The sequence below is a fragment of the Allobosea sp. FBZP-16 genome (assembly GCF_002831785.1).
Classification (GTDB): domain Bacteria; phylum Pseudomonadota; class Alphaproteobacteria; order Rhizobiales; family Beijerinckiaceae; genus Allobosea; species Allobosea lupini.
On sequence record NZ_LNCQ01000009.1, the window covers coordinates 63,821 to 84,140 of the forward strand.

At 67.2% G+C, this 20,320-nt stretch carries 23 protein-coding genes; 10 read left to right on the top strand and 13 right to left on the bottom strand.

Going from position 1 to position 20,320, the window contains the following annotated elements; all coding sequences use genetic code 11:
- The first annotated feature begins 155 nt into the window (after positions 1–155).
- Positions 156–1,064 (top strand): DUF937 domain-containing protein, encoded by a 909-nt coding sequence (locus CXY91_RS02450; RefSeq protein WP_210202590.1) that lies wholly within the window; start codon positions 156–158, stop codon positions 1,062–1,064.
- Positions 1,065–1,125: 61 nt separating this feature from the next.
- On the opposite strand, the gene CXY91_RS02455 is transcribed toward CXY91_RS02450, so the two are convergent.
- The gene (locus tag CXY91_RS02455) at positions 1,126–3,021 is read right to left on the bottom strand and encodes a methyl-accepting chemotaxis protein (RefSeq protein ID WP_100959157.1); all 1,896 of its coding nucleotides are present in this window, start codon (positions 3,019–3,021) and stop codon (positions 1,126–1,128) included.
- Between the two features lie 191 nt (positions 3,022–3,212).
- The gene (locus tag CXY91_RS02460) at positions 3,213–3,578 is read right to left on the bottom strand and encodes a DUF1127 domain-containing protein (protein WP_158673236.1); all 366 of its coding nucleotides are present in this window, start codon (positions 3,576–3,578) and stop codon (positions 3,213–3,215) included.
- A 168-nt stretch (positions 3,579–3,746) separates the two neighbouring features.
- On the opposite strand from CXY91_RS02460, the gene CXY91_RS02465 reads away from it, so the two are divergent.
- The gene (locus tag CXY91_RS02465; protein WP_091832439.1) at positions 3,747–4,628 is read left to right on the top strand and encodes a LysR substrate-binding domain-containing protein; all 882 of its coding nucleotides are present in this window, start codon (positions 3,747–3,749) and stop codon (positions 4,626–4,628) included.
- A gap of 7 nt (positions 4,629–4,635) precedes the next feature.
- On the opposite strand, the gene CXY91_RS02470 is transcribed toward CXY91_RS02465, so the two are convergent.
- From CXY91_RS02470 to CXY91_RS02505, 7 genes are all read right to left on the bottom strand, one after another.
- Complete coding sequence (locus CXY91_RS02470; protein ID WP_143079675.1) at positions 4,636–5,175, bottom strand: TadE/TadG family type IV pilus assembly protein; 540 nt, start codon at positions 5,173–5,175, stop codon at positions 4,636–4,638.
- On the bottom strand, positions 5,175–5,663 hold the full coding sequence (locus CXY91_RS02475) for a TadE/TadG family type IV pilus assembly protein (protein WP_158673237.1): 489 nt from the start codon (positions 5,661–5,663) through the stop codon (positions 5,175–5,177). Before CXY91_RS02475 ends, CXY91_RS02470 begins: the two co-directional genes overlap by 1 nt.
- Positions 5,660–6,748 carry a TadE/TadG family type IV pilus assembly protein gene (locus CXY91_RS02480; protein WP_100959160.1) on the bottom strand — a complete coding sequence of 363 codons (1,089 nt, stop codon included), beginning with the start codon at positions 6,746–6,748 and terminating at the stop codon, positions 5,660–5,662. The genes CXY91_RS02475 and CXY91_RS02480 overlap by 4 nt, the downstream gene beginning before the upstream one ends.
- Before the next feature lie 233 nt (positions 6,749–6,981).
- Entirely contained in the window at positions 6,982–7,146 is a 165-nt protein-coding gene (locus CXY91_RS02485) for a Flp family type IVb pilin (protein ID WP_244543754.1), read from the bottom strand.
- A gap of 101 nt (positions 7,147–7,247) precedes the next feature.
- Positions 7,248–8,633 (bottom strand): glutamate--cysteine ligase, encoded by a 1,386-nt coding sequence (locus CXY91_RS02490; RefSeq protein ID WP_100959161.1) that lies wholly within the window; start codon positions 8,631–8,633, stop codon positions 7,248–7,250.
- 215 nt (positions 8,634–8,848) lie between these two features.
- Positions 8,849–10,033 (bottom strand): carboxylate-amine ligase, encoded by a 1,185-nt coding sequence (locus tag CXY91_RS02500; protein ID WP_100959163.1) that lies wholly within the window; start codon positions 10,031–10,033, stop codon positions 8,849–8,851.
- A 167-nt stretch (positions 10,034–10,200) separates the two neighbouring features.
- Complete coding sequence (locus tag CXY91_RS02505) at positions 10,201–10,941, bottom strand: 16S rRNA (uracil(1498)-N(3))-methyltransferase (RefSeq protein WP_199777338.1); 741 nt, start codon at positions 10,939–10,941, stop codon at positions 10,201–10,203.
- 91 nt (positions 10,942–11,032) lie between these two features.
- On the opposite strand from CXY91_RS02505, the gene CXY91_RS02510 reads away from it, so the two are divergent.
- Both CXY91_RS02510 and ubiA read left to right on the top strand, forming a co-directional pair.
- Positions 11,033–11,587, top strand: coding sequence for a hypothetical protein (locus tag CXY91_RS02510; protein WP_158673238.1), 555 nt, complete (start codon positions 11,033–11,035; stop codon positions 11,585–11,587).
- Positions 11,588–11,602: 15 nt separating this feature from the next.
- Positions 11,603–12,553 (top strand): 4-hydroxybenzoate octaprenyltransferase, encoded by a 951-nt coding sequence (gene ubiA, locus CXY91_RS02515; RefSeq protein ID WP_100959165.1) that lies wholly within the window; start codon positions 11,603–11,605, stop codon positions 12,551–12,553.
- A gap of 88 nt (positions 12,554–12,641) precedes the next feature.
- Here the strand turns inward: ubiA and CXY91_RS02520 are convergent, their stop codons facing one another.
- Entirely contained in the window at positions 12,642–13,130 is a 489-nt protein-coding gene (locus CXY91_RS02520; protein WP_158673239.1) for a DUF6101 family protein, read from the bottom strand.
- Between the two features lie 288 nt (positions 13,131–13,418).
- Between CXY91_RS02520 and CXY91_RS02525 the strand changes: the two genes are divergently transcribed.
- The 5 genes from CXY91_RS02525 (at position 13,419) to lpxK (ending at position 17,803) form a co-directional block, all read left to right on the top strand.
- Positions 13,419–14,246, top strand: a complete 828-nt coding sequence (locus tag CXY91_RS02525) for a 3'(2'),5'-bisphosphate nucleotidase CysQ (protein ID WP_100959167.1) — start codon at positions 13,419–13,421, stop codon at positions 14,244–14,246.
- 206 nt (positions 14,247–14,452) lie between these two features.
- Positions 14,453–14,695: a DUF4170 domain-containing protein gene (locus CXY91_RS02530; protein WP_100959168.1), complete on the top strand. Its 243-nt coding sequence runs from the start codon at positions 14,453–14,455 to the stop codon at positions 14,693–14,695.
- A 26-nt stretch (positions 14,696–14,721) separates the two neighbouring features.
- Positions 14,722–15,471, top strand: a complete 750-nt coding sequence (locus CXY91_RS02535; protein ID WP_100959169.1) for a lysophospholipid acyltransferase family protein — start codon at positions 14,722–14,724, stop codon at positions 15,469–15,471.
- Complete coding sequence (locus CXY91_RS02540) at positions 15,468–16,769, top strand: 3-deoxy-D-manno-octulosonic acid transferase (RefSeq protein WP_100959170.1); 1,302 nt, start codon at positions 15,468–15,470, stop codon at positions 16,767–16,769. The genes CXY91_RS02535 and CXY91_RS02540 overlap by 4 nt, the downstream gene beginning before the upstream one ends.
- The gene (gene lpxK / locus CXY91_RS02545) at positions 16,769–17,803 is read left to right on the top strand and encodes a tetraacyldisaccharide 4'-kinase (RefSeq protein WP_100959171.1); all 1,035 of its coding nucleotides are present in this window, start codon (positions 16,769–16,771) and stop codon (positions 17,801–17,803) included. Before CXY91_RS02540 ends, lpxK begins: the two co-directional genes overlap by 1 nt.
- On the opposite strand, the gene CXY91_RS02550 is transcribed toward lpxK, so the two are convergent.
- A complete protein-coding gene (locus tag CXY91_RS02550; RefSeq protein ID WP_091832446.1) occupies positions 17,771–17,992 on the bottom strand; it encodes a DUF2093 domain-containing protein in 222 nt (73 codons plus the stop codon). The genes lpxK and CXY91_RS02550 overlap by 33 nt on opposite strands.
- Positions 17,993–18,108: 116 nt before the next feature.
- On the opposite strand from CXY91_RS02550, the gene CXY91_RS02555 reads away from it, so the two are divergent.
- Positions 18,109–18,957: a dienelactone hydrolase family protein gene (locus tag CXY91_RS02555; RefSeq protein ID WP_248307323.1), complete on the top strand. Its 849-nt coding sequence runs from the start codon at positions 18,109–18,111 to the stop codon at positions 18,955–18,957.
- A gap of 32 nt (positions 18,958–18,989) precedes the next feature.
- Here the strand turns inward: CXY91_RS02555 and CXY91_RS02560 are convergent, their stop codons facing one another.
- Together CXY91_RS02560 and CXY91_RS02565 are read right to left on the bottom strand one after the other, a co-directional pair.
- A complete protein-coding gene (locus tag CXY91_RS02560; protein WP_158673240.1) occupies positions 18,990–19,718 on the bottom strand; it encodes an SGNH/GDSL hydrolase family protein in 729 nt (242 codons plus the stop codon).
- Between the two features lie 156 nt (positions 19,719–19,874).
- Positions 19,875–20,320 (bottom strand): exodeoxyribonuclease VII large subunit (locus CXY91_RS02565; RefSeq protein ID WP_282569357.1); only part of this gene is annotated, 446 nt, incomplete at its 5' end.

The window sequence follows — 20,320 nt, forward strand, 5'->3', positions numbered from 1 at the left end:
GCTGCTATCGTTTCCCGGTGGATGAGCGGGCTGGTCCCGCTATAGCATCGGACCGACAAGTGGAATCCGCTTTTCGGAATAATCCGATGCGATCACAATGTGATAGATCATCGTGACCGCGTCCGGTCGGACGCGCGATGATCTCGGGAGCGCGTATGATGAACCTGTTCGAGATGATGCAGTCGGCCCAGAACGGCCAGGCCATGCAGAACCTGGCGCGGCAATACGGGCTTTCGATGCAGCAGACCCAGGCGGCGCTCGACGCTTTGCTGCCCGCCTTCTCGATGGGGCTGCAGCGCCAGACCCAGAATCCCTACGCCTTCGGCAATCTCGCCCAGATGATGACGGCGACGCCCTTCGGCCAGATGTACGACAGCGATGGCGACGGCATTCCCGACCGGGCGCTGCCGCTCGGGCAGGACGTGATGAGCCAGATCTTCGGCTCGAAGGAGGTTGCCAATGCCGTCGCGGCGCAGGCGGCGGCGACAAGCGGCGTCGGCATGGCGATCCTCAAGCAGATGCTGCCGGTGATCGCCTCGATCCTGATGGGCGGGTTGTTCAAATCGGTGAACAACCAGGGTCTTGGCGGCATTCTCGGCCAGTTCGCCGAGATGATGCGTGGCCAGATGCCGGGCATGCAGCCGCCGGCGCCGCAGCCGAACGCGGCCAATCCCTGGGAGCAGATCCTTGGCGGGTTGTTCGGGGGGCAGCGCCCCCAGGCCGGTCAGGCACAGGGCGGCGGCCCCTTCGGCGGCGGAATGCCCGGCATGCCGGCCGACATGGGCAACATCTTCGGCCAGATCCTCGGCGGCATGTTCGGTGGGCAGGGACAAGCGCAGGCCCCGCAGAGCAGCCCCCAGCCGGCGCCTAAATCGCGCCGTCCGGCGCCCGAACCCGAGCCGGAACAGGCTCCCCAATCAGCGGGCGAGGCCAGCCCGGGCTCGATCGGCATCGATGCGCTCAACCAGATGTTCGAGCACGGCCGCCAGGTCCAGGCGAGCCAACAGGACGCGCTGCGCTCGATCTTCGAGACGATGCTCGGCGGCGGCCAGCGCAAGGGCTGAAGAATAAGCGAACGGCGGCTGTGAAGCCGCCGTCGATCAATTTCAGTGATGTCGGATATCGTCAGGCGCGCAGGCGCTCGTCGCGATCGTATGCCTGCGCGAACTCGGCGGGACCACCCGCCAGGGCATCTCCGTGCCCACCGGTGCGGAAACTGGCGACCAGTTCGTTGAGCCGTCTGATCTGACCGCTGAGCGAGCCGGCGGACGCTGCGCTCTGCTCGGCGAGTGCAGCATTGGCCTGGGTCATCTCGTCCATATGCGCGACGGTCTGGCTCATCTCGTCGATGCCATTGGCCTGTTCGGCCGCCGCTGCCGAGATGTCGGAAACCGTGGCCGCGACTTTCCTGGAAGCTTCCACGATCCGGCTCAGCGCCTCGCCGGCAGCCCGGACCAGCCCGACGCCCTGCTCAACCTCGACACCTGACTCACCTATCAGGCCCTTGATGTCCTTGGCGGCGTCGGCCGAACGCTGAGCCAGCGTGCGCACCTCCGAGGCGACGACGGCGAAGCCCTTGCCGGCGTCTCCGGCGCGAGCCGCCTCGACCGCGGCGTTGAGCGCGAGCAGATTGGTCTGGAAGGCGATCTCGTCGATCACCGACGTAATGTCGGAGATCTTGCGCGAGGTGTGTTCGATCCGCGCCATCGCATCGACCGCCTGCCCGGCGACAGCCCCACCATTCGTAGCAACCTCCGTCGCCTCGTTGGCGAGCTGAGCGGCCTGGCGCGAAGCCTGCGCCGATGCCTTGACAGAAGCAGCGAGTTGTTCGGTGGTGGCGGCGGTCTGCTCGAGCGAGGAGGCCTGCTCCTCGGTGCGCTTCGAGAGATCGTCGGCGCCCGAATTGATCTCTCGCGCGGCGTTGCCGACATCGACCGAAGTCGCCTGGATCGTCGCGATCGTCTGCGCAAGATGACCGACGGCACTGTTGAAATCCTGCTTCAGCGCCGCATAGTCGGCCGCGACCTCGTCTTCTACGCGCGCGCTGAGATCCCCCTGCGAAAGTCTGGTCAGCCCCTCGGCCAGGGCGTTGACCACGACCGCCTGTTCCGCCGCCAGGCGTTGCTGCACGGCGGCGGCGTTGCCGCGTTCGGCCTCCGCCGCGAGACGCTGGCGCTCGGCTGCGGTGCGGCTGGCCTCGGTCTCGCTCTCGAGGCGCTGGACCGCGAGGCCGTTCTCCCTGAACACCTGGACGGCGCGGGCCATCTCGCCGACCTCGTCCTTGCGATCCTGGCCCTCCACCTCGGCGGCATAGTCGCCATTGGCGATCTGGCCCATGCGGAGCTTGAGCCGTTCCAGCGGGCGCGTGATGGCGGCGCTTGTCAAAAGCGCGCCCCCGATCAGGCCGAGCAAGACGCCGGCGATGCTGAGGCCGATCGCCACCATGGTGACGCGGCGCGCATCGGCCGCCAGTAGGTCCGAGGTCGCTTCCGTATCCTTCCTGATCTCGTCGTTGACCTTTGCCGCGGCGCCAGCGATCTCGCTGACCGTCCTGTCGAGCTGCGACATGATCGAGAGTGCCGGCAGGTCCTCGTCGCGAGCGGCCTGGGCGATGATCTGGTCGATGTCGGACTTGGTCGCCTGCAGGCGTCGGCTCAGTTCGTCGAAGCTCTCGGCCCGCTGCGGAAAACTGATCTTGGCCTCGACCAGCGCCTGCAGCGAGGCAGCATAGGCGGTCTTCACCTTCTCGATGCTGGTCGTGTTCTGCTTCATGAACTCGGGATAGGCGATCGCCTGGTAGAGATTGCCGACGATCTCGGTCATGCCACTGGCGGCGCGGGCCGAATCGAGGATGGCGGCGGCGCGCTGCGAAACCAGATCGCCATAGGTCTTCTCGATCTTGCCGAACTCGAAGGCGCCATAGACGGCCGAGCCGATGCCGATCGCGCCCATAACGAGCATCGGGATGGCGATCTTGGTTCGGATTCTCAGGTCATGCAGGCGGAAGCGAAAGCGTCGCATAAAAAACCCCGGGGCAAGGGATCGGGGCGCCGTACTCGGCGCAATGCGGCGCAAAGATGATCGAACTTGCTGAATGAAGCGTTACGTGACGCGCAGGCCAGTTAACGATTGCAGCCGAGGCTGCCCCCTCCGGCATAAAAAAAGGGCGGCAGCCGCAGCCACCGCCCGCAGGGACGCGTCACGCCAAGGGGTCAGGCGTTGCACGCGATCTTGATCTCCTTCGCGCCCGGCCGCACGGCGGCCTGTATCACCACGGGCCGTCGAACCCCGGCCTCTCGCCGGCTCACGGCCGCCGACTGCTGCTGGCTGGAGCGATTCTGGAGCACGCTCGACGGATCGCTCAGCCAGGAGACTGCGAGTGCGCCGTCGATATCGGAGCGGACGAGGCCAATGTCCTTCAGCCCGCGCTCGTCGAGCTCGCTGAGGCGCATCACCTCTCGGCGGTGCAGGAACGCGCGCACCAGGTTTTTCGTGCCCGTAACCGAATGAGCGGCAGCACGCACCGCGCCGCCGGAAACGGCAGACAAGGTCTTCGTGACGAAGGTCATGACCAGCATGACAGCCTCCTCGGGGTGGGACGTGGAAACTCGCCTCCCATCCGAACCGGGCTGGCCGGCATCGGCGGGAGAATGCCCAAACGATAACTCCGCACTGGCCATCAGCCAAACGAATGGTTATGATGCTAAACACAACCGATCTTGATGAACCTCTTGAAGGAGGCCGGCATGGCCCATGTGCTCGACGCCGATCAGCTCAAGACCTTCGTCGCCATCGCCGATACCGGTTCTTTCACCCGCGCCGCCGAGATCGTGTTCAAGACGCAATCGGCCGTTTCGATGCAGATGAAGCGGCTGGAGGAGCGGGTCGGCCGCCCGCTCTTCGGCCGCGACGGGCGCCACGCCAAGCTGACCGAGGATGGCGAGCGCCTGCTCGACTATGCCCGCCGCATCGTCCGGCTCAACCTCGAATGCGTCGCGAGCTTCACCGAGGCCGATCTGAAGGGCCGCATCCGGCTAGGTGTCCCTGATGACTATGCTGACCGCTATCTGCCGGAGATCCTGGCGCGCTTCGCCCGCTCCAACCCGCGCACCGAGGTCACCGTTGTCTGCGAGCCGACGCCGATGCTGGCGGAACGGATCGGCGGCGGCGACATCGACCTTGCGATCATCACCCATGTCGAAGGCCGCGGCCAGGGCGAGATCATCCGGATCGAGCCGCTGCTCTGGGTGACCTCGGCCCGTCATTGCGTGCATGAGGAGGACCCGCTGCCGCTGGCGCTGGGCCGCCCGACCTGCAACTGGCGCCAGGCGGCTGTCGAGGCGCTGGAGAGCAAGGGCAGGCGCTTCCGCGTGCTTTATGCCAGCTGGAACTCGACCGCGGTCGGCGCCGCGGTGGTGGCGGGCCTCGCCGTCTCGGTGCTGCCGGAGAGCGCTGTCCGGCCGGGCATGCGCATCCTGGGCCCAGCCGAGGGCTTCTCAACCCTGCCCTCCTGCAAGATCGGCCTGCTGCGCACGCGGCACGACCCCTCGATCCTGTCGAACGCGCTCGCCGAGCACATCATCCAGAGCCTGGACAACCTGCAGAGCTTCAAGGTGGCGGCGGAGTAGGCGACGGTCAGGGGCGAGCGGCGAGAACAACGCTCTTTGCGGTGAAGGTCTTGGTCGTGAAGCCCCAGTCATCGGCGAGGCCGAGAATGATCGGCGTGTGGGTATAGGTCGCGAGCACCGCTACGCCCTTGTCACCGTTCGCCATCATCGCCAATGCCTGGGTATTCATGTCGGCCGGCAGATAGGTCATCGTACCGATGATGTTCTCGATCCGGTTGTTGGCCCGATCGAAATTCGCGATGCCGAGCTGGATAGTCGCGAGCTTGGGCGCGATGTTGCCTTGCCGCGCCCGGATGGTCTCCATCGCCGCTGCCGCGCAGCTCGCCGCCCCCTTGCAGGAGCCGGCAATGGCCTGCGCGACCTCTGCCGCGAACCGGTTGAGGTCACGCTGAATGGTGATCGCTTGGGTGACGTCGACCGCGCCCGAAAGCAAGGCGAACATGGCGGTGCTGATCAGAGCGAACTCGATCGCCGCGACGCCACGCTGATCGCGGATCAATCCGTGCCGGCGCCGCGATCGCCTGAACAATCCGAAGGAACGTCTCATTACGGCCTCGTATAGAGTGCGGCTCCGGTGACGTGCAGCATCGGCAGCCCCGGCACGAAGGTGATCACCTGCGCCTTTGCCCGGATCAGCATCATCGTCCCGGAAGTGCCGGCGACGAAGGTCGCGCCAGTGATCGGTTGCGACCCGGCTGCGTAATTCGCCAGCGGCTGCGTTTCGAGGAGAAGACTGCCGACGCAATTGTCGATCGCGATCAATCGGCCGCAAATCTGGTTCTTCACCTGCGCCCGGTTTCCCGCATAGGTACCGGCAGTCCTGCCGGTGGCCGCGTCGGATACGGCATCATGGATGTACATCTGCGCCATGAAGGCGAGCGCGAACTGGAGAATGCCCAGCAGCAGGACGACGAACGCCATCCCGATGAAGGCGAACTCGATCGCCGTCGAGCCTGCGATGTCGCGACGGAATGCGCGCAAGTGCGCCTTGCCGATCAGCGGAGTATCGCCGCCCATATGGTCAGGCACTCTCACGGGCAGCTGCCGCTGCAGAAGCGGATGTAGTCGATCAGGCCGCCATAGGTGTCCTCACGGCCTGCTGCCTGGAAGAAGATGCGATAGGTGCCCTTCGTCGTGACCTTCAGCGGAATCTTCCGCTCGGTCCATTTGTCGGTGTGGACGCAGACGTCGACCTGGTCGGTGGCCTTGTCCACGTCCTTGGAAGGCGTGGCGTAGGAACCCGACTTCTTCTGGAAAAAGGCCTCGATGCGGTTGGTCTGGCTTTCCCAGGTCGCCGCCTTGAGCTTGTCCCACACCGCCTTCGCGTCGGTGCTGTAGGCGCACAGCGTCTGACCGGCATAAGCTGCGTTGCGAACACGCGAAATGTACCAGTAGCTCAATTCGTAGTCGCCGACCTCAAGTGTAAACTCGCGCCACATGTTCGAATTGGTCTTGCAGCCTGAGGTGTAGCAGTGCGAGTCGAGCTCGGCGAAGAAGTTGCCGAAGCGGATGGTATTGGCCGCGAGCTCCGGGATGCCGTTGATCTCGATGCCACCCTTGCCGCTCTGGGTCGTCCAGCCGTTCCAGTTGTTCAGCACGGTCCAGCTGTTCGACGCGACATTGTGTCCGGTCTCGAAGGATTCGACGAACAGAACCGTGCCGGTTGGCGTCGGCGTCCCGGGCGTACCGACCACATAATTGCAGTTCCGCTCGACGCGGAGCGCTACCGTATTGTAGCCCAGTATGCCGCCGAAAGCGTTGGCACTCGCGGCCGTCGCGACGGCCGTGATGATGTTGTTGGCGAGCGTAGCGGTCACGTTGACACCCGTCACACCGGGCTGGGACAAGCCGTTGACACTCTCCCGGATCTTGGTGTTCGCGACCGAAGTATAGTCCTTCTTCGGATCAGCCCCCGTCTGGCGCGACTGGAAATTGATCTCCAGCGAAGCCGCCCGGCACCCGATCTCGACGGCGCTGGCGATGCGTTGGCGCCGCGCCGCAGCCTGGCTGAGATCGATGCCTCCGCCGACCGCAAGCGCGATCGCAGGTGCGGCGAGCCCGAACATCAGCGCGCTGACGCCGCGCACATCCGTCAGAAAAGATCGGAACAGGCCGGGCATTGGGGGGCCTCGCAAACGGGACAGGCGAACGACAGGACGATTGCCTGAACGTTAGGTACGGGGCGATTGAGAAAACCTTTCCGAAACTCGTGAATGTCGCTGGTATCGCTGCGAAAACCCGCCTGGCAGCGTGACCTTCCGGCGATATGGTAAAATGCGCTTAAAACTGAAAGGAGAGCTGCAGCGCGAGCGAGCAAGACCGATACGCCCTGGCAGGCGACCGCAGAGCTGTCCTACTGGAGACCGGGCAGAATGCTGGCGTATTTCGCGTTCAGCAGCGGGCCGATCTGCCGGATCGTCGCGATCGCAGCGATCGAGACGAAGAACGCGATGAAGCCGTATTCGAGCGCAGTCGCGCCGCGGCGGTCACGCAGGAATTCGAGGGCCAGGGCGGACAAGCGTTCCATACCCGCCAGATTAGCCCAAAACTCCGGATAATTGGTTAATCCGAAGCGCAAAACACGAGATCACCGGCGAATGTCTCGCTCGCCTTCAGCGCCTACAGCGCGAGTTCCGGAAACACCGGCTCGACCTTTCCGCCCCAGGCCCCCTGCTCACGCACAGCCAGACGCTCGGCGAGCGTGCGGCCGCTCTGGGCGATGGCGACGATCGGTTCGAGATAGATCGTCTCGTCGCGGCCTTTGTCGTCGAGTCGAGCCCGGCGAGCGAGACCGGCGCGCGACAGCTCGACCACCTCGCGGGCGAGCTCGCGCAGCGGACGGTTCGCGATCCTGGTGTTGAGCCCGGCCTTCGGCACGGTGTCGCGCAGCTGCTGACGGTCCTCGGCACTCCAGCCCTTGACCAGGTCCCAGGCGGCTGCGAGCGCAGCGTCGTCATAGAGCAGGCCGACCCAGAAGGCCGGCAGCGCGTTCAGCATCTCGACCGGGCCGGCATCGGCGCCGCGCATCTCGATATAGCGCTTCAGCCGCACCTCCGGGAACAGGGTGCCGAGGTGGTTGACCCAGTCCGACATGGTGGCGCGCTCGCCCGGCAGTTGCGGTAGCTTGCCGGCGAGCAGGTCGCGGAAGGAGGCGCCGGCGACGTCGTGATAGATGTCGCCGCGCTTGACGAAATACAGGGGAACGTCGAGCGCCCAGTCGACATAGGCCTCGTAGGACATGCCCTCGTCGAAGGCGAAGGGCAGCATGCCGGAGCGGGCATTGTCGGTGTCGCGCCAGATCTCGGAGCGCATCGACTGGAAGCCGTTGAGCTTGCCGTCGCTGAAAGGCGAGGCGGCAAAGAGCGCCGCAGCCAGCGGCTGCAAGGCGAGCGAGACCCGCAGCTTGCGCACCATGTCGGCCTCGTCGGCGAAATCGAGATTCACCTGGACGGTACAGGTGCGGAACATCATGTCGAGGCCGCGCGTGCCGACCTTCGGCATGTAGTTCTTCATGATCTGGTAGCGCCGCTTCGGCATCATCGGCGTCTGCTCGCGGGTCCAGAGCGGCGAGTGGCCGAGCGGCAGGAAGCCGATGCCGTGCGGCTCGGCGACCGCCTTCACATCCGCGAGGTGCTGGTCGAGCTCGCTGGCCGTCTCATGCACATTTGCAAGCGGCGCGCCGGAGAGCTCGAACTGGCCACCAGGCTCGAGCGAGATCGCGCCGCCGCCATCCGGGCCGGCCAGGCCGATGACATGGCCGGCATCCAGGATCGGCTCCCAACCGAGGCGGGCCTGCATGCCCTCCAGCAATTGCCGGATGCCGCCGCTGCGGCCGGCAGCAGCGCCCTCATAGGGAACGGGGCTGAGATCGTCGCGATAGAACGGGAACTTCTCGTGCTCGGTGCCGAGCCTGAATTCGGAGGCCGGTTTCTCACCCTGCGCGATCCAGCCGACGAGTTCGGCCTTCGAGCTGATCGGAGTCGAATCGGATACGTCGCGGGCCATGGGCGCTCCGGCATGCGTGCACCGGCGCGCCGCCTGCCGATCTGGCAGCCGGGCAACGCGCCGGATCGAGTGCGGCACGGGCAGCGGGAGCTGGTGCTCCCGCCGCGCCATGCGCTGAGGAGCGCCAGCAATAGGCGAGCGGCGTTGATCCGACAACGACCGCAAACGCGTGCGAGCGCACGCCGACCTTGCATCAATGCATGATCGCGAAGCGGTCAAGCGGCTCCGCGCAGCAGATTTGCACCCTTCGGCACGAACCCGTCATCATCCGCATCATCCGTACGCGTCTGCGCGGCGATCCAGTCGGTGACGGCGACGAGTCCGGCGTTCTGGCCGCCCGTACCGGCGCGGGCCTCCTCGAAGATCGCCAGTTGCATGTCGGCGCTGGTGCCGCCTGCGACGATGCTACGGCAATGGCCGAGGTCGAGGCCGCAGCCGAGCGCAGCGGCATCCTCATCGAGCAGGGCCAGCACTTCGTCCAGCATCTGTCCGACAGGCAGCATGGCGCGGCGCTTCTCGCAGACGAAGCCGCCATGCAGGCCGTAGCGCTGGGCGCGCCAGATGTTCTCGCCAGCGAGGGCGCGCGAGGCGGCGGTGAGGTCGGCGTTGAGCCCGGGCTTGCGGGCGAGATGGCGCACCAGGCAGCGATAGAGAGCGGTGACGGCAAGCGTGTCGTCGAGCCGCGTGCAGCTGTCGGCAACGCGCAACTCCAGCGTCGGGTGCCGATCCGAGGGCCGGATCGCCCACCAGACGAAGCTGGAATCGCGCATCGCGCCGGCGGCTACCATGGTGTCGACATAGGCGCGATAATCTGCGGCATCGGCAAAGAGCTCCGGCAGGCCGGTGCGCGGCAATTCCGCATAGGCACAGAGCCGATAGCCCATCAGCCCGGTCCGTCGTCCCTGCCAGAACGGCGAGGATGTCGAGAGTGCGAGCAGCAGAGGCAGGAAAGGCAGCATCCGGACCATGATCGAGATGCGCTGATCCTCGTCCGGCACCTCGACATGGACATGCAAGCCGCAGAGCTGGTTGCGGCTTCCGAGCATCTGAAGGTCGCGCATGATGCCATCGTAGCGCTTGGCCTCGGTGGCGCGCTGGCGAGCCCAGACGGCGCTCGGATGAGTACCGCAGGCAAGCAACAGCATATCGTGCTCGCGCGCGATCGCGGCCAACCCCGAGCGCAGCCGCCGCAGCGAATGGCGGGCCTGTGTCATGCTCTCGCAGACCGGCGTCGCCACCTCGATCTGCGATTGCAGCATCTCGCGCTGCAACTCGTCGGGAAAGGCAGCCTGCGCCGCCTCGATGAAACGCGGTGCGATCTTGCGCACGGCGCCGCGGCTTGCGGCATCGGACAGGAAGTACTCTTCCTCGATACCGAAGCGGTAGGCGCTGCTCACCATGATGTCTCTCCCCCGTGGCGGGCCGCCCCGGAGCGAAGCAGCGGCGCCAGACTGCCAGTCAATGAGTCGGAACTGCGACCAGCGGCGCAGTTTTCACGCCTAAACGCGGAAGCGGCCGCCGCGTTCCGAGCAGCGGGAGAGGAGCCGACGGCACGCAAGTTGCGGAGTTATCTGGCGGACCAGTCGCCCAATGTCGCCTGCACGACGGCGAGCGCCGCGACCGCCGCCGTATCCGCTCGGAGAATGCGCGGGCCAAGCGACAGGCGCAGCACCCGCTCGCGCTGCAGAATCAGAGCGCGCTCCGATTCGTCGAAGCCGCCTTCCGGGCCGATCAACAGGGCGATCGGCCCGCGGGGGGCCTTCTGCAAGGCGGCGATCGGACTCTGCGGCTCCTGCGCCTCATCGCAGAAGACCAGCAGCCGCTCCGGCTCGAGCCCGGCGAGCGCTGCCGCTAGCGGCTGCTCTGCTCTGATCTCCGGTAGAGCGAGGATACCGCATTGCTCGGCCGCTTCTACCGCATTGGCGGCGAGCCGCTCGAGATTGAGCCGCGAGACCTGAGTGAAGCGGGTCAACACCGGCTGAAGCACGCCCGCCCCCATCTCGACCGCCTTCTGGGCCATGTAGTCGAGCCGCGCATGCTTCAGCGGCGCGAAAAGGTAGAGAAGACCGGGCGCGGGCGGCTGCGGGCGGGTTTGGTTCAGCGCCTCCAGGCTGGCCTGTTTGCGTCCTTCCGCCCGGATCGCGCAGAGCCACTCGCCGTCGCGGCCGTTGAAGACGAGGATGGTGTCGCCGCTGCGCAACCGCAGCACGTTCAGCAGATAATTGGCCTGGTCGCGCGCGAGGTCCAGCACGGCGCCCGGTGCCAACGGCGCCTCGCTGTACAGCCGGTGCTTGGTGAAATCCCGCATGCTCTTCGAATCCGATCCCGTCATAACGGCGCGAAAGTCGCCACAATCCCACGCTATCGGCAAGCAATCTCGGTGAAATGCGAGCCGGCGCTTGTTGGTGCACGGCTCTCACTGTTATGGAAAGGCCCGCGACGCCGGGACGGGCGTGGGTGACGGGACAAGAGCGGAGCGGATGATGCGGCGATACGCGACCCTGAAGCTGGCAGTGGCGCTGGCTGGGCTGGCCCTGGCCGAGCCGGCATTCGCGCAGGTGCCCTCGGGCTGCGAGAACATCCAGAAGCTCATGCAGGAGCGCCAGTCGATCGTCGGGCAGCTCAACGCGAACGCGAAGGCCAAGCGCAAGATGACGCCCCAGCAGGCCTGCGGCATCCTCGGTCGGCTGGTCGGCAACGGCAATACCTTGATCAAGTTCGCGTCCGCCAACCAGGATTGGTGCCAGATTCCGGCGAGCTTCGTCGATGGCATGAAGGCCGACAACGAGAAGGCCGGCGCCATCCGCGGCCAGGCCTGCAATGCGGTAAAGCAGCAGGCGCAGATGCAGCGCCGCGCCCAGCAGCAGGCGCAGCAACAGCAGGGCGCCAACCCGTTCGGCGGCGCCGATTCCATCACCGGCGGTCCGATGCGCGTGCCGCAGGGCGCGCTCTGATCCGGCGGTGCCAATATGGCACCCTCGCCTCCACTCGCTGACGCACCGCTTCCCGACGCCCTGAAAGGACATTGGGTCGATACGAAGGCGCCTTCGGGACTACGGCCCTATCTCAAGCTCGCCCGGATCGAGCGCCCGGTCGGATGGCAGCTCCTGCTGCTGCCGTGCTGGTGGGCAGCCGGGCTTGCCGCTATCGCGGCAGGACTGCCTGTCCCGAACCTCTGGCACTGCCTGCTGTTCCTGATCGGCGCGATCGTGATGCGCGGCGCCGGCTCCACCTTCAACGACATCGTCGATCGCAAGCTCGACGCGCAGGTGGCGCGCACCCGCGGCCGTCCCCTGCCCTCCGGCCAGGTCAGCCCGAAGCAAGCCGCCGCCTTCATGGTCGCGCTGTCCCTCGTCGGCCTCGTCATCCTGCTGCAGTTCAACCGCTTCACGGTGATCGCCGGCATCGCCTCGCTGGCGATCGTCGCGATCTATCCGTTCATGAAGCGGATCACGAACATGCCGCAATTCGTGCTCGGCCTCGCCTTTTCCTGGGGTGGACTCGTCGGCTGGAGCGCGGTGTTCGGCCAGCTCGATGCGCCGGCCTATCTGATCTACGCCGCTGCGGTGTTCTGGACCATCGGATACGATACGATCTATGCGATGCAGGACATCGAGGACGACGTCATCGCCGGGATCAAGTCGAGCGCCCGCTATTTTGGCGCCTTCACCCAGCAGGCGGTCGGGCTCTGCTACGGCATGACGATCGCGCTCGCCGGCGTCGCCGCCTGGTTCGCGGGGGCGGGGCCGGTCGCATTCATCGGAGTGGCGCTGTTCGCGCTGCACCTCGGCTGGCAGGTCCACAGCATCGCCGGGGCAGACGGGCCTACGGCGTTGAAGCTGTTCCGGTCGAACTGGCATGCCGGCCTGTTGCTGGCGGCCGGCTTCGCACTCGATGCGCTGGTGAAGTTCGCGTTCTAGCGACCGAAAATCACTCGGTCATTCCAGGGCAATCCAAAAAGGATCGAGCCCGGAATGACGGCTTGTTTCTGCGCTAAGCCACCCTGCTCTAGGACAGGATCTCGCCGCGGATCACCACTGGGCGCTCCGGCAGGCGCCCGGTCTTGCGCCGCGTCAGGAAGCGCGGGCGGCGGCCGGCGAGCAGAGCATGCCGGCGACGGATGCGGATCGCGCCGAGCGCGACCCGGCCGAGTTGCGGATAGGGTTCGGTGATGGCGCCGTCGCTGGTTTCGAGCAGCAGCGGCAGGCCGCTCGTGCGGCCGGCATCGCGCCAGACGGCGATGGCATCGTCCTGATCGAGCACGGCGACAACGACCGAACGGCCATCGCCCGCGGTCAGAGCAAGCTGGAAACGGTCATCGTCGGCGATCGCGGCGCCGGCGAGGCGCAGCGCGATGCCGCGCCAGCCCTTGCCGCCACGCAGGATACGCACCGGCCCGACACGCTCGATGCGTGGGCTATTTTGCTGCTGCGGCGCTTGCGCCGACTGCGAGGGCTGCCCGCTCTGATTATGCGCGCTGCTGGGGAAGGCAGGCACGCAGCCAGCCTCCCCAGCAGCCGGCGTGACGCTGGCCATCGGTTTTAACGCCTCTCTCTTAATCCCTGCTGCCCGGAACCCTCTGTGGATGCGGGGTTCTCGTGCTCTGCAGGGAGGAGAGTGGCCGGAAGGATTGTCCGAGCGCTTAAGCTTGAGGGTTAAACAAAGGTGTTGAAGCGGTTTTCCGCCCTTTTGCGGTTGGTTTCCCGGTTGATGCTTGACGGAATCTTTCTCCCGATGGTGGCTTTTTCCTTGTTCAGCCGCCCCGCAAGGCCGTAACGAAGTGCGATGACATCCACACCATTGCCGATCGCCGGGGATCTGTTGGCCGCCGTCGAAGCCGCCTGCCGCGAGGCCGGTGGCCTCGCGCTCGACCTGTTCCGCCCCGGGGCGAATACCGTCGCCAAGACCTGGTCGAAGGCCGGCGGCTCGCCGGTGACCGAAGCCGATATCGGTGTCGACACCTTCCTGCATGTCCGCCTCGCGGCGCTGCTGCCGGAAGCCGCCTGGCTTTCGGAGGAAACGGCCGACGACATAATCCGGCTGTCGCGCCGCTTCGTCTGGGTGGTCGATCCGATCGACGGCACCCGCGCCTACATGGCGGGCTCGGCCGATTGGGCGGTCTGCGTCGCCCTGCTCGACGAAGGGCGCCCCATCCTCGGCGTGGTGCATGCGCCGGCAGGGACGACTACCTATACGGCGGTCAGCGGCGGTGGAGCGCACAGCAACGGCAAGCCGATCCGCGCGAACGGGCTCACGACGCTGGCCGGTGCCCGCATCGCAGGCCCAAAACCGATCCTCGACGCCCTCGCACGCCAGCAGGACTTCGTCGCGACGGACAAGATTCCATCGCTGGCGCTGCGCCTGACCCGCATTGCCGACGGCACGATCGATGCCGGGCTCGTCTCACCGGATGCGCGCGACTGGGATCTCGCCGCCGCCGATCTCGTGCTCAAGGAGGCCGGCGGCCAGGTCACGACCTCCGAAGGCGAAGCGCTCAGCTATAACCGCGAGATACCGGTCCACGGCATGCTGATGGCGTCTGGAACCAGTCTTGCCACCTCACTCGCGCAGGCGCTGCGCCGGCTGCGCGAGAGCCAGCCGCAGCGGAGCTGAAGCGCGGCGCGACGCCGCTGCCGCAGCGCCAGGGCGAAAGCTGCCGGAAATAACCGCAATTTGTTGGCGATCGGCCCTCGCGCGCGCGCGGCTGATGGCTTATCTGATCGCACGGCAAAAGCGCAGGCAAGGCAGGTCGGAGCAAATCCGGCGCTGCTCCAGCTTGCTTTCGACGCAGACCTCAGGACACCGGTCGGAGACGAACGATGAGCACGAGCCAGGACACCAAGCAGCTGCTGCACCTCGTGATCGGCGGCGAGTTGAGCTCGCTCGACGGGGTCGAGTTCAAGGATCTATCCCAGGTCGACATCGTCGGCGTGTACCCGAACTACGCCGCCGCCCACGCGGCCTGGAAGTCCAAGGCGCAGCAGACCGTCGATCAGGCCCAGACCCGCTATTTCGTCGTCCACCTGCATCGCCTGCTCGATCCCTCGACAGCCCAGAGCTGATCTGAAAGACGCTGCAGTCCGGCTCGATGGGATTTTCGCTGCTCAAGACGAAGTTCGCGCAGGAGGCGCTTGGGCGCAGCCTCGCCTATTATCTGCGCCTGGTCAGGCGCACGAACCGCTTCGTCGTCGAGCCGGCCGACGTCTATGATCGCGTGCGCGGCGAGCTGCCGCTGATCATTGCGATGTGGCACGGCCAGCATGTCATGATCCCGTTCGCCCGGCCGGAGTGGATGCCGTCCTGCTCGCTGGTCTCGCGCCATGGCGACGGCGGCTTCAACGCCGTCGCGCTGCGCGAGCTCGGCATCGGTGCGATCCGCGGCTCGGGCGCCTCTGGCAAGAAGGTCCGCGAGAAGGGCGGCGCGCCGGCCTTCCTCGCCATGGTCCGCCGACTCGCCGCCGGCGACACCATGGTGCTGACCGCCGACATCCCCAAGCGCGCCCGCATCTGCGGCCCGGGCATCGTGCAATTGGCGCGCGCCTCGGGGCGGCCAATCCACCCGATCGCCGTGGTGACCAGCCGGCGCATCGACTTCAACAGCTGGGATCGGGCCTCGATCGGCCTGCCCTTCGGGCGCGGCGCCATCGTCGTCGGCGATCCCGTCTGGGTTGCGCGCGAGGCGGACGAGGCGACCTGCGAGGCGGCGCGCCTTGCCGTCCAGGCCGGGCTCGACGCCGTGCATGAGCGCGCCTATGCGCTGATCGGCGCGCGCGATCCCGGCGCGGACCTGCGTGAAATCCAGGCTGCGAAAGCAACGGCCAAGGCCAGCGCCGCATGATCGGCCGCAGCTTCATCATCCAGACCTACCGGACGCTCACCGCCCTGCTCGAGCCGGCAGCCGCCGGCCTGCTGCTCTGGCGGCGCCGGCGTGGCAAGGAGGACCCGGCACGCCTTTCCGAGCGGCGGGGCCATCCGAGCATCGAGCGGCCGGCGAAGACGCTCGTCTGGCTGCATGGCGCCAGCGTCGGCGAGACGGTGACGCTGCTGCCCCTGATCGAGCGGCTGCAGCGGCGCGGGCTCGCCGTGCTGGTGACCTCGGGCACGGTGACCTCGGCGCGCCTCCTGGCGCAGCGCCTGCCGGCCGGGGCGATCCATCAGTTCCTGCCGCTCGACGTTCCCCGCTATATGCGCCGCTTCCTCGACCATTGGCGCCCCGATCTCGGCCTGATCTGCGAATCCGAAATCTGGCCCAATCTGATGATCGAGGCTGGCAAGCGCAGCGTGCCGCTCGTCCTGGTCAATGCGCGCATGTCGGAGCGCTCCTTCCGGCGCTGGTACAAGTTCCCGCAGACCTCGCGCTATCTGCTCTCGGGCTTCGACCGCTGCCTGGCGCAATCGCAGGAGGACGGGCAACGCCTCGCCCAGCTCGGCGCGCCGCGCGTCAGCATCGCCGGCAACCTGAAATTCGACGTCCCCGCCCCACCGGCCGATCCCAATACGCTTGCCTTGCTTGACGGCCTCGCCGCCGGCCGGCCGGTCTGGGTCGCCGCCTCGACCCATCCGGGCGAGGAAGAGGACGTGCTCGCCGCCCATCTCGGCGTCAGGACGCATCTGCCGAAGCTCCTCACCATCGTCGTGCCCCGCCATCCCGATCGCGGCGCTGAGGTCGAGGCGCTGGCGCAGGCCAACGACGTTGCCAGCGCCCGGCGCTCGCTCGGCCACCTCCCCGAGCGCGACATAGACTTCTACATCGCCGATACGCTCGGCGATCTCGGCCTGTTCTACCGGCTGGCGCCGGTCGCCTTCATCGGCGGCTCGCTCGCCCCGATCGGTGGCCACAACCCGATCGAGCCGGCCAAGCTCGGCTGCGCCCTGCTCCATGGCCCGCTCGTGCATAAATCCGCCGATCTCTTTGCCGCCTTCGATGCCGGCGGTGGCGCAATCCAGGTCGCCGACCGGCAGGAGCTGGCCCAGGCAGTGCATCGCTGGCTCAGCGACCCCGCTGCAGCGCGCCAGGCCGCGCGGGCCGCAGCCCGCACCAGCACCGAGCTCAGCGGCGCGCTGGAACGGACCGTCCAGGCGATCGAGCCGCTGCTGCTGCGCGCGACCATCGGCCAGCGCGAGAGCGTGGAGTGATGCGCGCCCCGGGCTTCTGGTGGCACGCGCCGCCATCCGCCCTCGCCCGGCTGCTGCAACCGCTCGGGATGCTCTATGGCGCGGTCACGCTGAAGCGCATGCGCCGTCCGGGTATCGAAGCCGGCCTTCCGGTGATCTGCGTCGGCAACTTCGTCGCCGGCGGCGCCGGCAAGACGCCGACCACGCTGGCGCTGGCATCCCGGCTCGCCAAGATGGGTGAGACGCCCTTCGCCCTGACGCGCGGCTATGGCGGGCGGCTGCCCGGCCCGCTGCGGGTCGACGCGGCCCGGCACGCAGCCGTCGACGTTGGCGACGAACCCCTGCTGCTGGCGGCGCAGCTGCCGACGATCGTAGCGCGGGAGCGGCCAGCCGGCGCTGCGCTCGCACGCGAAGCCGGCGCCAGCCTCGTCCTGATGGATGACGGGCTGCAGAATCCGGCGCTGCACAAGGACCTGCGACTGGCGGTCGTCGATGGCGCCGCCGGCGTCGGCAACGGGCTTTGCCTGCCGGCCGGGCCGCTGCGCGCACCGCTCGCCGGGCAGCTCGGGCAGGTCGATGCCCTCGTCGTCATCGGCGAGGGAGCGGCCGGCGACCATGTCGCCACGCAGGCACTCACCGTCGGCAAACGCGTGCTGCGGGCCAAGCTCGTGCCGCCGGTCGACATTCAGGCGGAGCTCGCCGGCCTATCGGTTCTGGCCGCCTCGGGGATCGGGCGGCCCGAGAAATTCGCGGCGACGCTGCGCGCCGCCGGTGCGCGGCTTGCCGGCGAACGCGCTTATGGCGACCACCACGCCTATTCGGATGCCGACGTCGCGGCGCTGATCGGCGACGCCAAGGCGAAGGCCTGCCGCATCGCCGTCACCGAGAAGGACATGGTCAAGCTCGCGCCGCTCTGGCCGGCGGCCGAACGCTCGCTCCTTCTGTGCGTGCCGGTCACGCTCGCCTTCGAGGATGACGCAGCACTCGACGCGCTGCTGCGTCACGCCGTCGTGAAGGCCCGCTCAGCTGCGGCCGGCGCGTCGCACGCGCAATAGCACCGCCTCAGGCGAGGCATAGGCCTCCTGCCAGTCGACCGACCAGTAGCGCAGATCCTCGAGCCGGATCGCAGCACCAGTGACGGCGCAGCGGACGAAGGCGCCAGGGCGCACGACGCGGAACTCACCATGGCCGTAATCGACCAGCGCTTCCGATCCTGAAGGGGGCAGACGTTCGTTGATGTTCATCATAGGGCCGGGGGATCGAGCGGCGGACGGTTAGCGTACAGGTTGCAGCTTGACGCAACCATCTCTGAAACCACGCATTGTTCCAATATGGTCTTTCTGTGATAGCGTCAGTTCCGATGATGTCCAGCCTGACCCGCGCCACCTTGCTGGCGATTGGTCTTGTTTCCCTGCTCGCGGAAGTCGCGATGGCGGGCGGCTATGAACGCGTCCGCATCCCGCATGACGATTACCAGCTCGACGGTGTGATGTTTCGGCCGACAGGCCCAGGACCGTTCCCCGCCGTCGTCGCATTGCATGGTTGCGGCGGCCTCTGGCGCGAGCCCGACAAGCTTTCGATGCGGCATAGCGACTGGGGCGAGCGCCTTGCCGGGACCGGGCTCATCGTCCTGATGCCGGACAGCTACGGGTCGCGCGGGCTCGGTTCGCAATGCGGCGTCAAGGACGTCACCATCCGCGCCAGCCGCGAACGCGTCGGCGATGCGATGGCGGCACGGCGCTGGCTGCAGGACCGTCCCGATGTCCGCCGCGATGCAATCGCGCTGCTCGGCTGGTCGGGCGGTGGCTCCACCATTCTGGCTGCAATTCGAAAGGACCGCCGGCCGGCCGACCGCCAGCCGGATTTCGCCCGCGCCGTCGCCTTCTATCCCGGCTGCCGGTTGCAATCGGAGTCGGGGAGCTTCGAGGCCAGGCTGCCGACCCTGATCCTGATGGGGGACGCCGACGACTGGACGCCGCCTGCCCCTTGCGACTTCCTCGCCAAGGCCGCTCGCGCCCGTGGCGAACCGGTCGAGCTCGTGCTCTATCCCGGCGCTGTGCATGATTTCGACCATCCGCGCCTGGACAAGCGCGAGAAGGAAGGCGTTGCCTATTCGGCCTCCGGAACCGGCAAGGTCACGGTGGGCACCGACCCGGCCGCGCGCGACGATGCGATCAGGCGCGTCAAGGCCTTCTTGATGGGCAAGTGAAGCGGGCCGGCGAGCAGCGGCCTTATCAAAGCTCAGCGTGCCGAGGCCGCGAGCGTCACAGCCGGCTTGTCACCCAGGAGCGAGCGGGCGATGTCCTGCGCGAGGCAGCCATAGCCGGCATCGCTCATATGGAAACGGTCGCCGGCGAGCGCCGCCATGAAGCCCTCCGCGTCGCGCTGATACCAGCTCAGCATCGCCTGGTAGCGCGACAGCACCGGAACCGCCTGCGTCCTGGCGACGTCGGCGATGGCGTCGACATAGGCGCGATAACGCGCCGTCTCCTTGATGCCGGGATAGAACTGCGGATCAAGGATGACGAGCCGGGTCCGGGCCTGCTTGGCGGCGGCGATGCCATCCGCCACGAGATTGCGGAAGGTGCCGAGGTCGCCGCCGTTCACCGCGTCGTTCGTGCCGACCTGCCAAATCACCAGATCGTAGCGGCCGTCCACCAGCGCAGCCTTCAGGCGCAGAAGCGTCTGCGGCGCGGTTTCACCACCGATGCCGGCATTGACCATCTCGATGGAGCGGCCTCCGAGCCCTTCGCGCAGCAGCGAGCCGAGTCGGGCCGGATAGGTCTTGTCCTTGCCGCTGGCGCCGATTCCTTCAGTCGAGGACGAGCCGATGGCGAGAATGCGTAGGGGAGCGCTACCCCCCTTCCAGGCGGAAGCGAGATCAGCGGCATCGCGTGTGAGAGTCGACGGCCTGCAGACGAACTCGGTCGCGTTTGCCTGCTGAGCCTGCAGGCCCAGAGGCGCAAGCATGGCAAAGGCACAAGCAAGGCGTATCCGGAAACCGGCGAGCATCAAGGACCATTCCCCCAACCGCTATCAGGCAGCGATTAGCCAGGGCTAGCTGAACGCTATCTGAACGGGACGCGGTTCATTCAAATTGGTGGTGAATGACCGGTTTTCGGAATGTCAGAACAGATCGCCCTGCCCGCTCCCGCCGACCGCCTTGCGCGCGGCCTGTCGCGGCACCTGCGGCGGAGAAGCCCCGCCCGGCACAATCGCGCCGAAGCTGCCGTCGGCGAGCGTGACCTGAAGGGCCAATCCCGGCCGCGCTGCCGTGGCGCTGCGCAGCAGATTGCCGCCCTCGTCCCGCACCAGCGCATAGCCGCGCGCCAGCACCGCCTGCGGCCCGAGCGAGGCGGCGAGCACCCAGACGCTCGCCAGCCGGTCGCGGCGGCGCTGAACCTGGCTGGTGAAAGCTGCTACCGCGCGCGCAGCGACGGCATCGAGCCGATCGCCGGCGCGGGCGATACGGTCGCGCTCGGTACGAAGAAGCGCGCCGCGTGCCGCCGCGAGCCGCTTGCCGAGCCCGTCGAGCCGGGCCGCATGGGTGGCAAGCCGTGCCGCCGGCGATT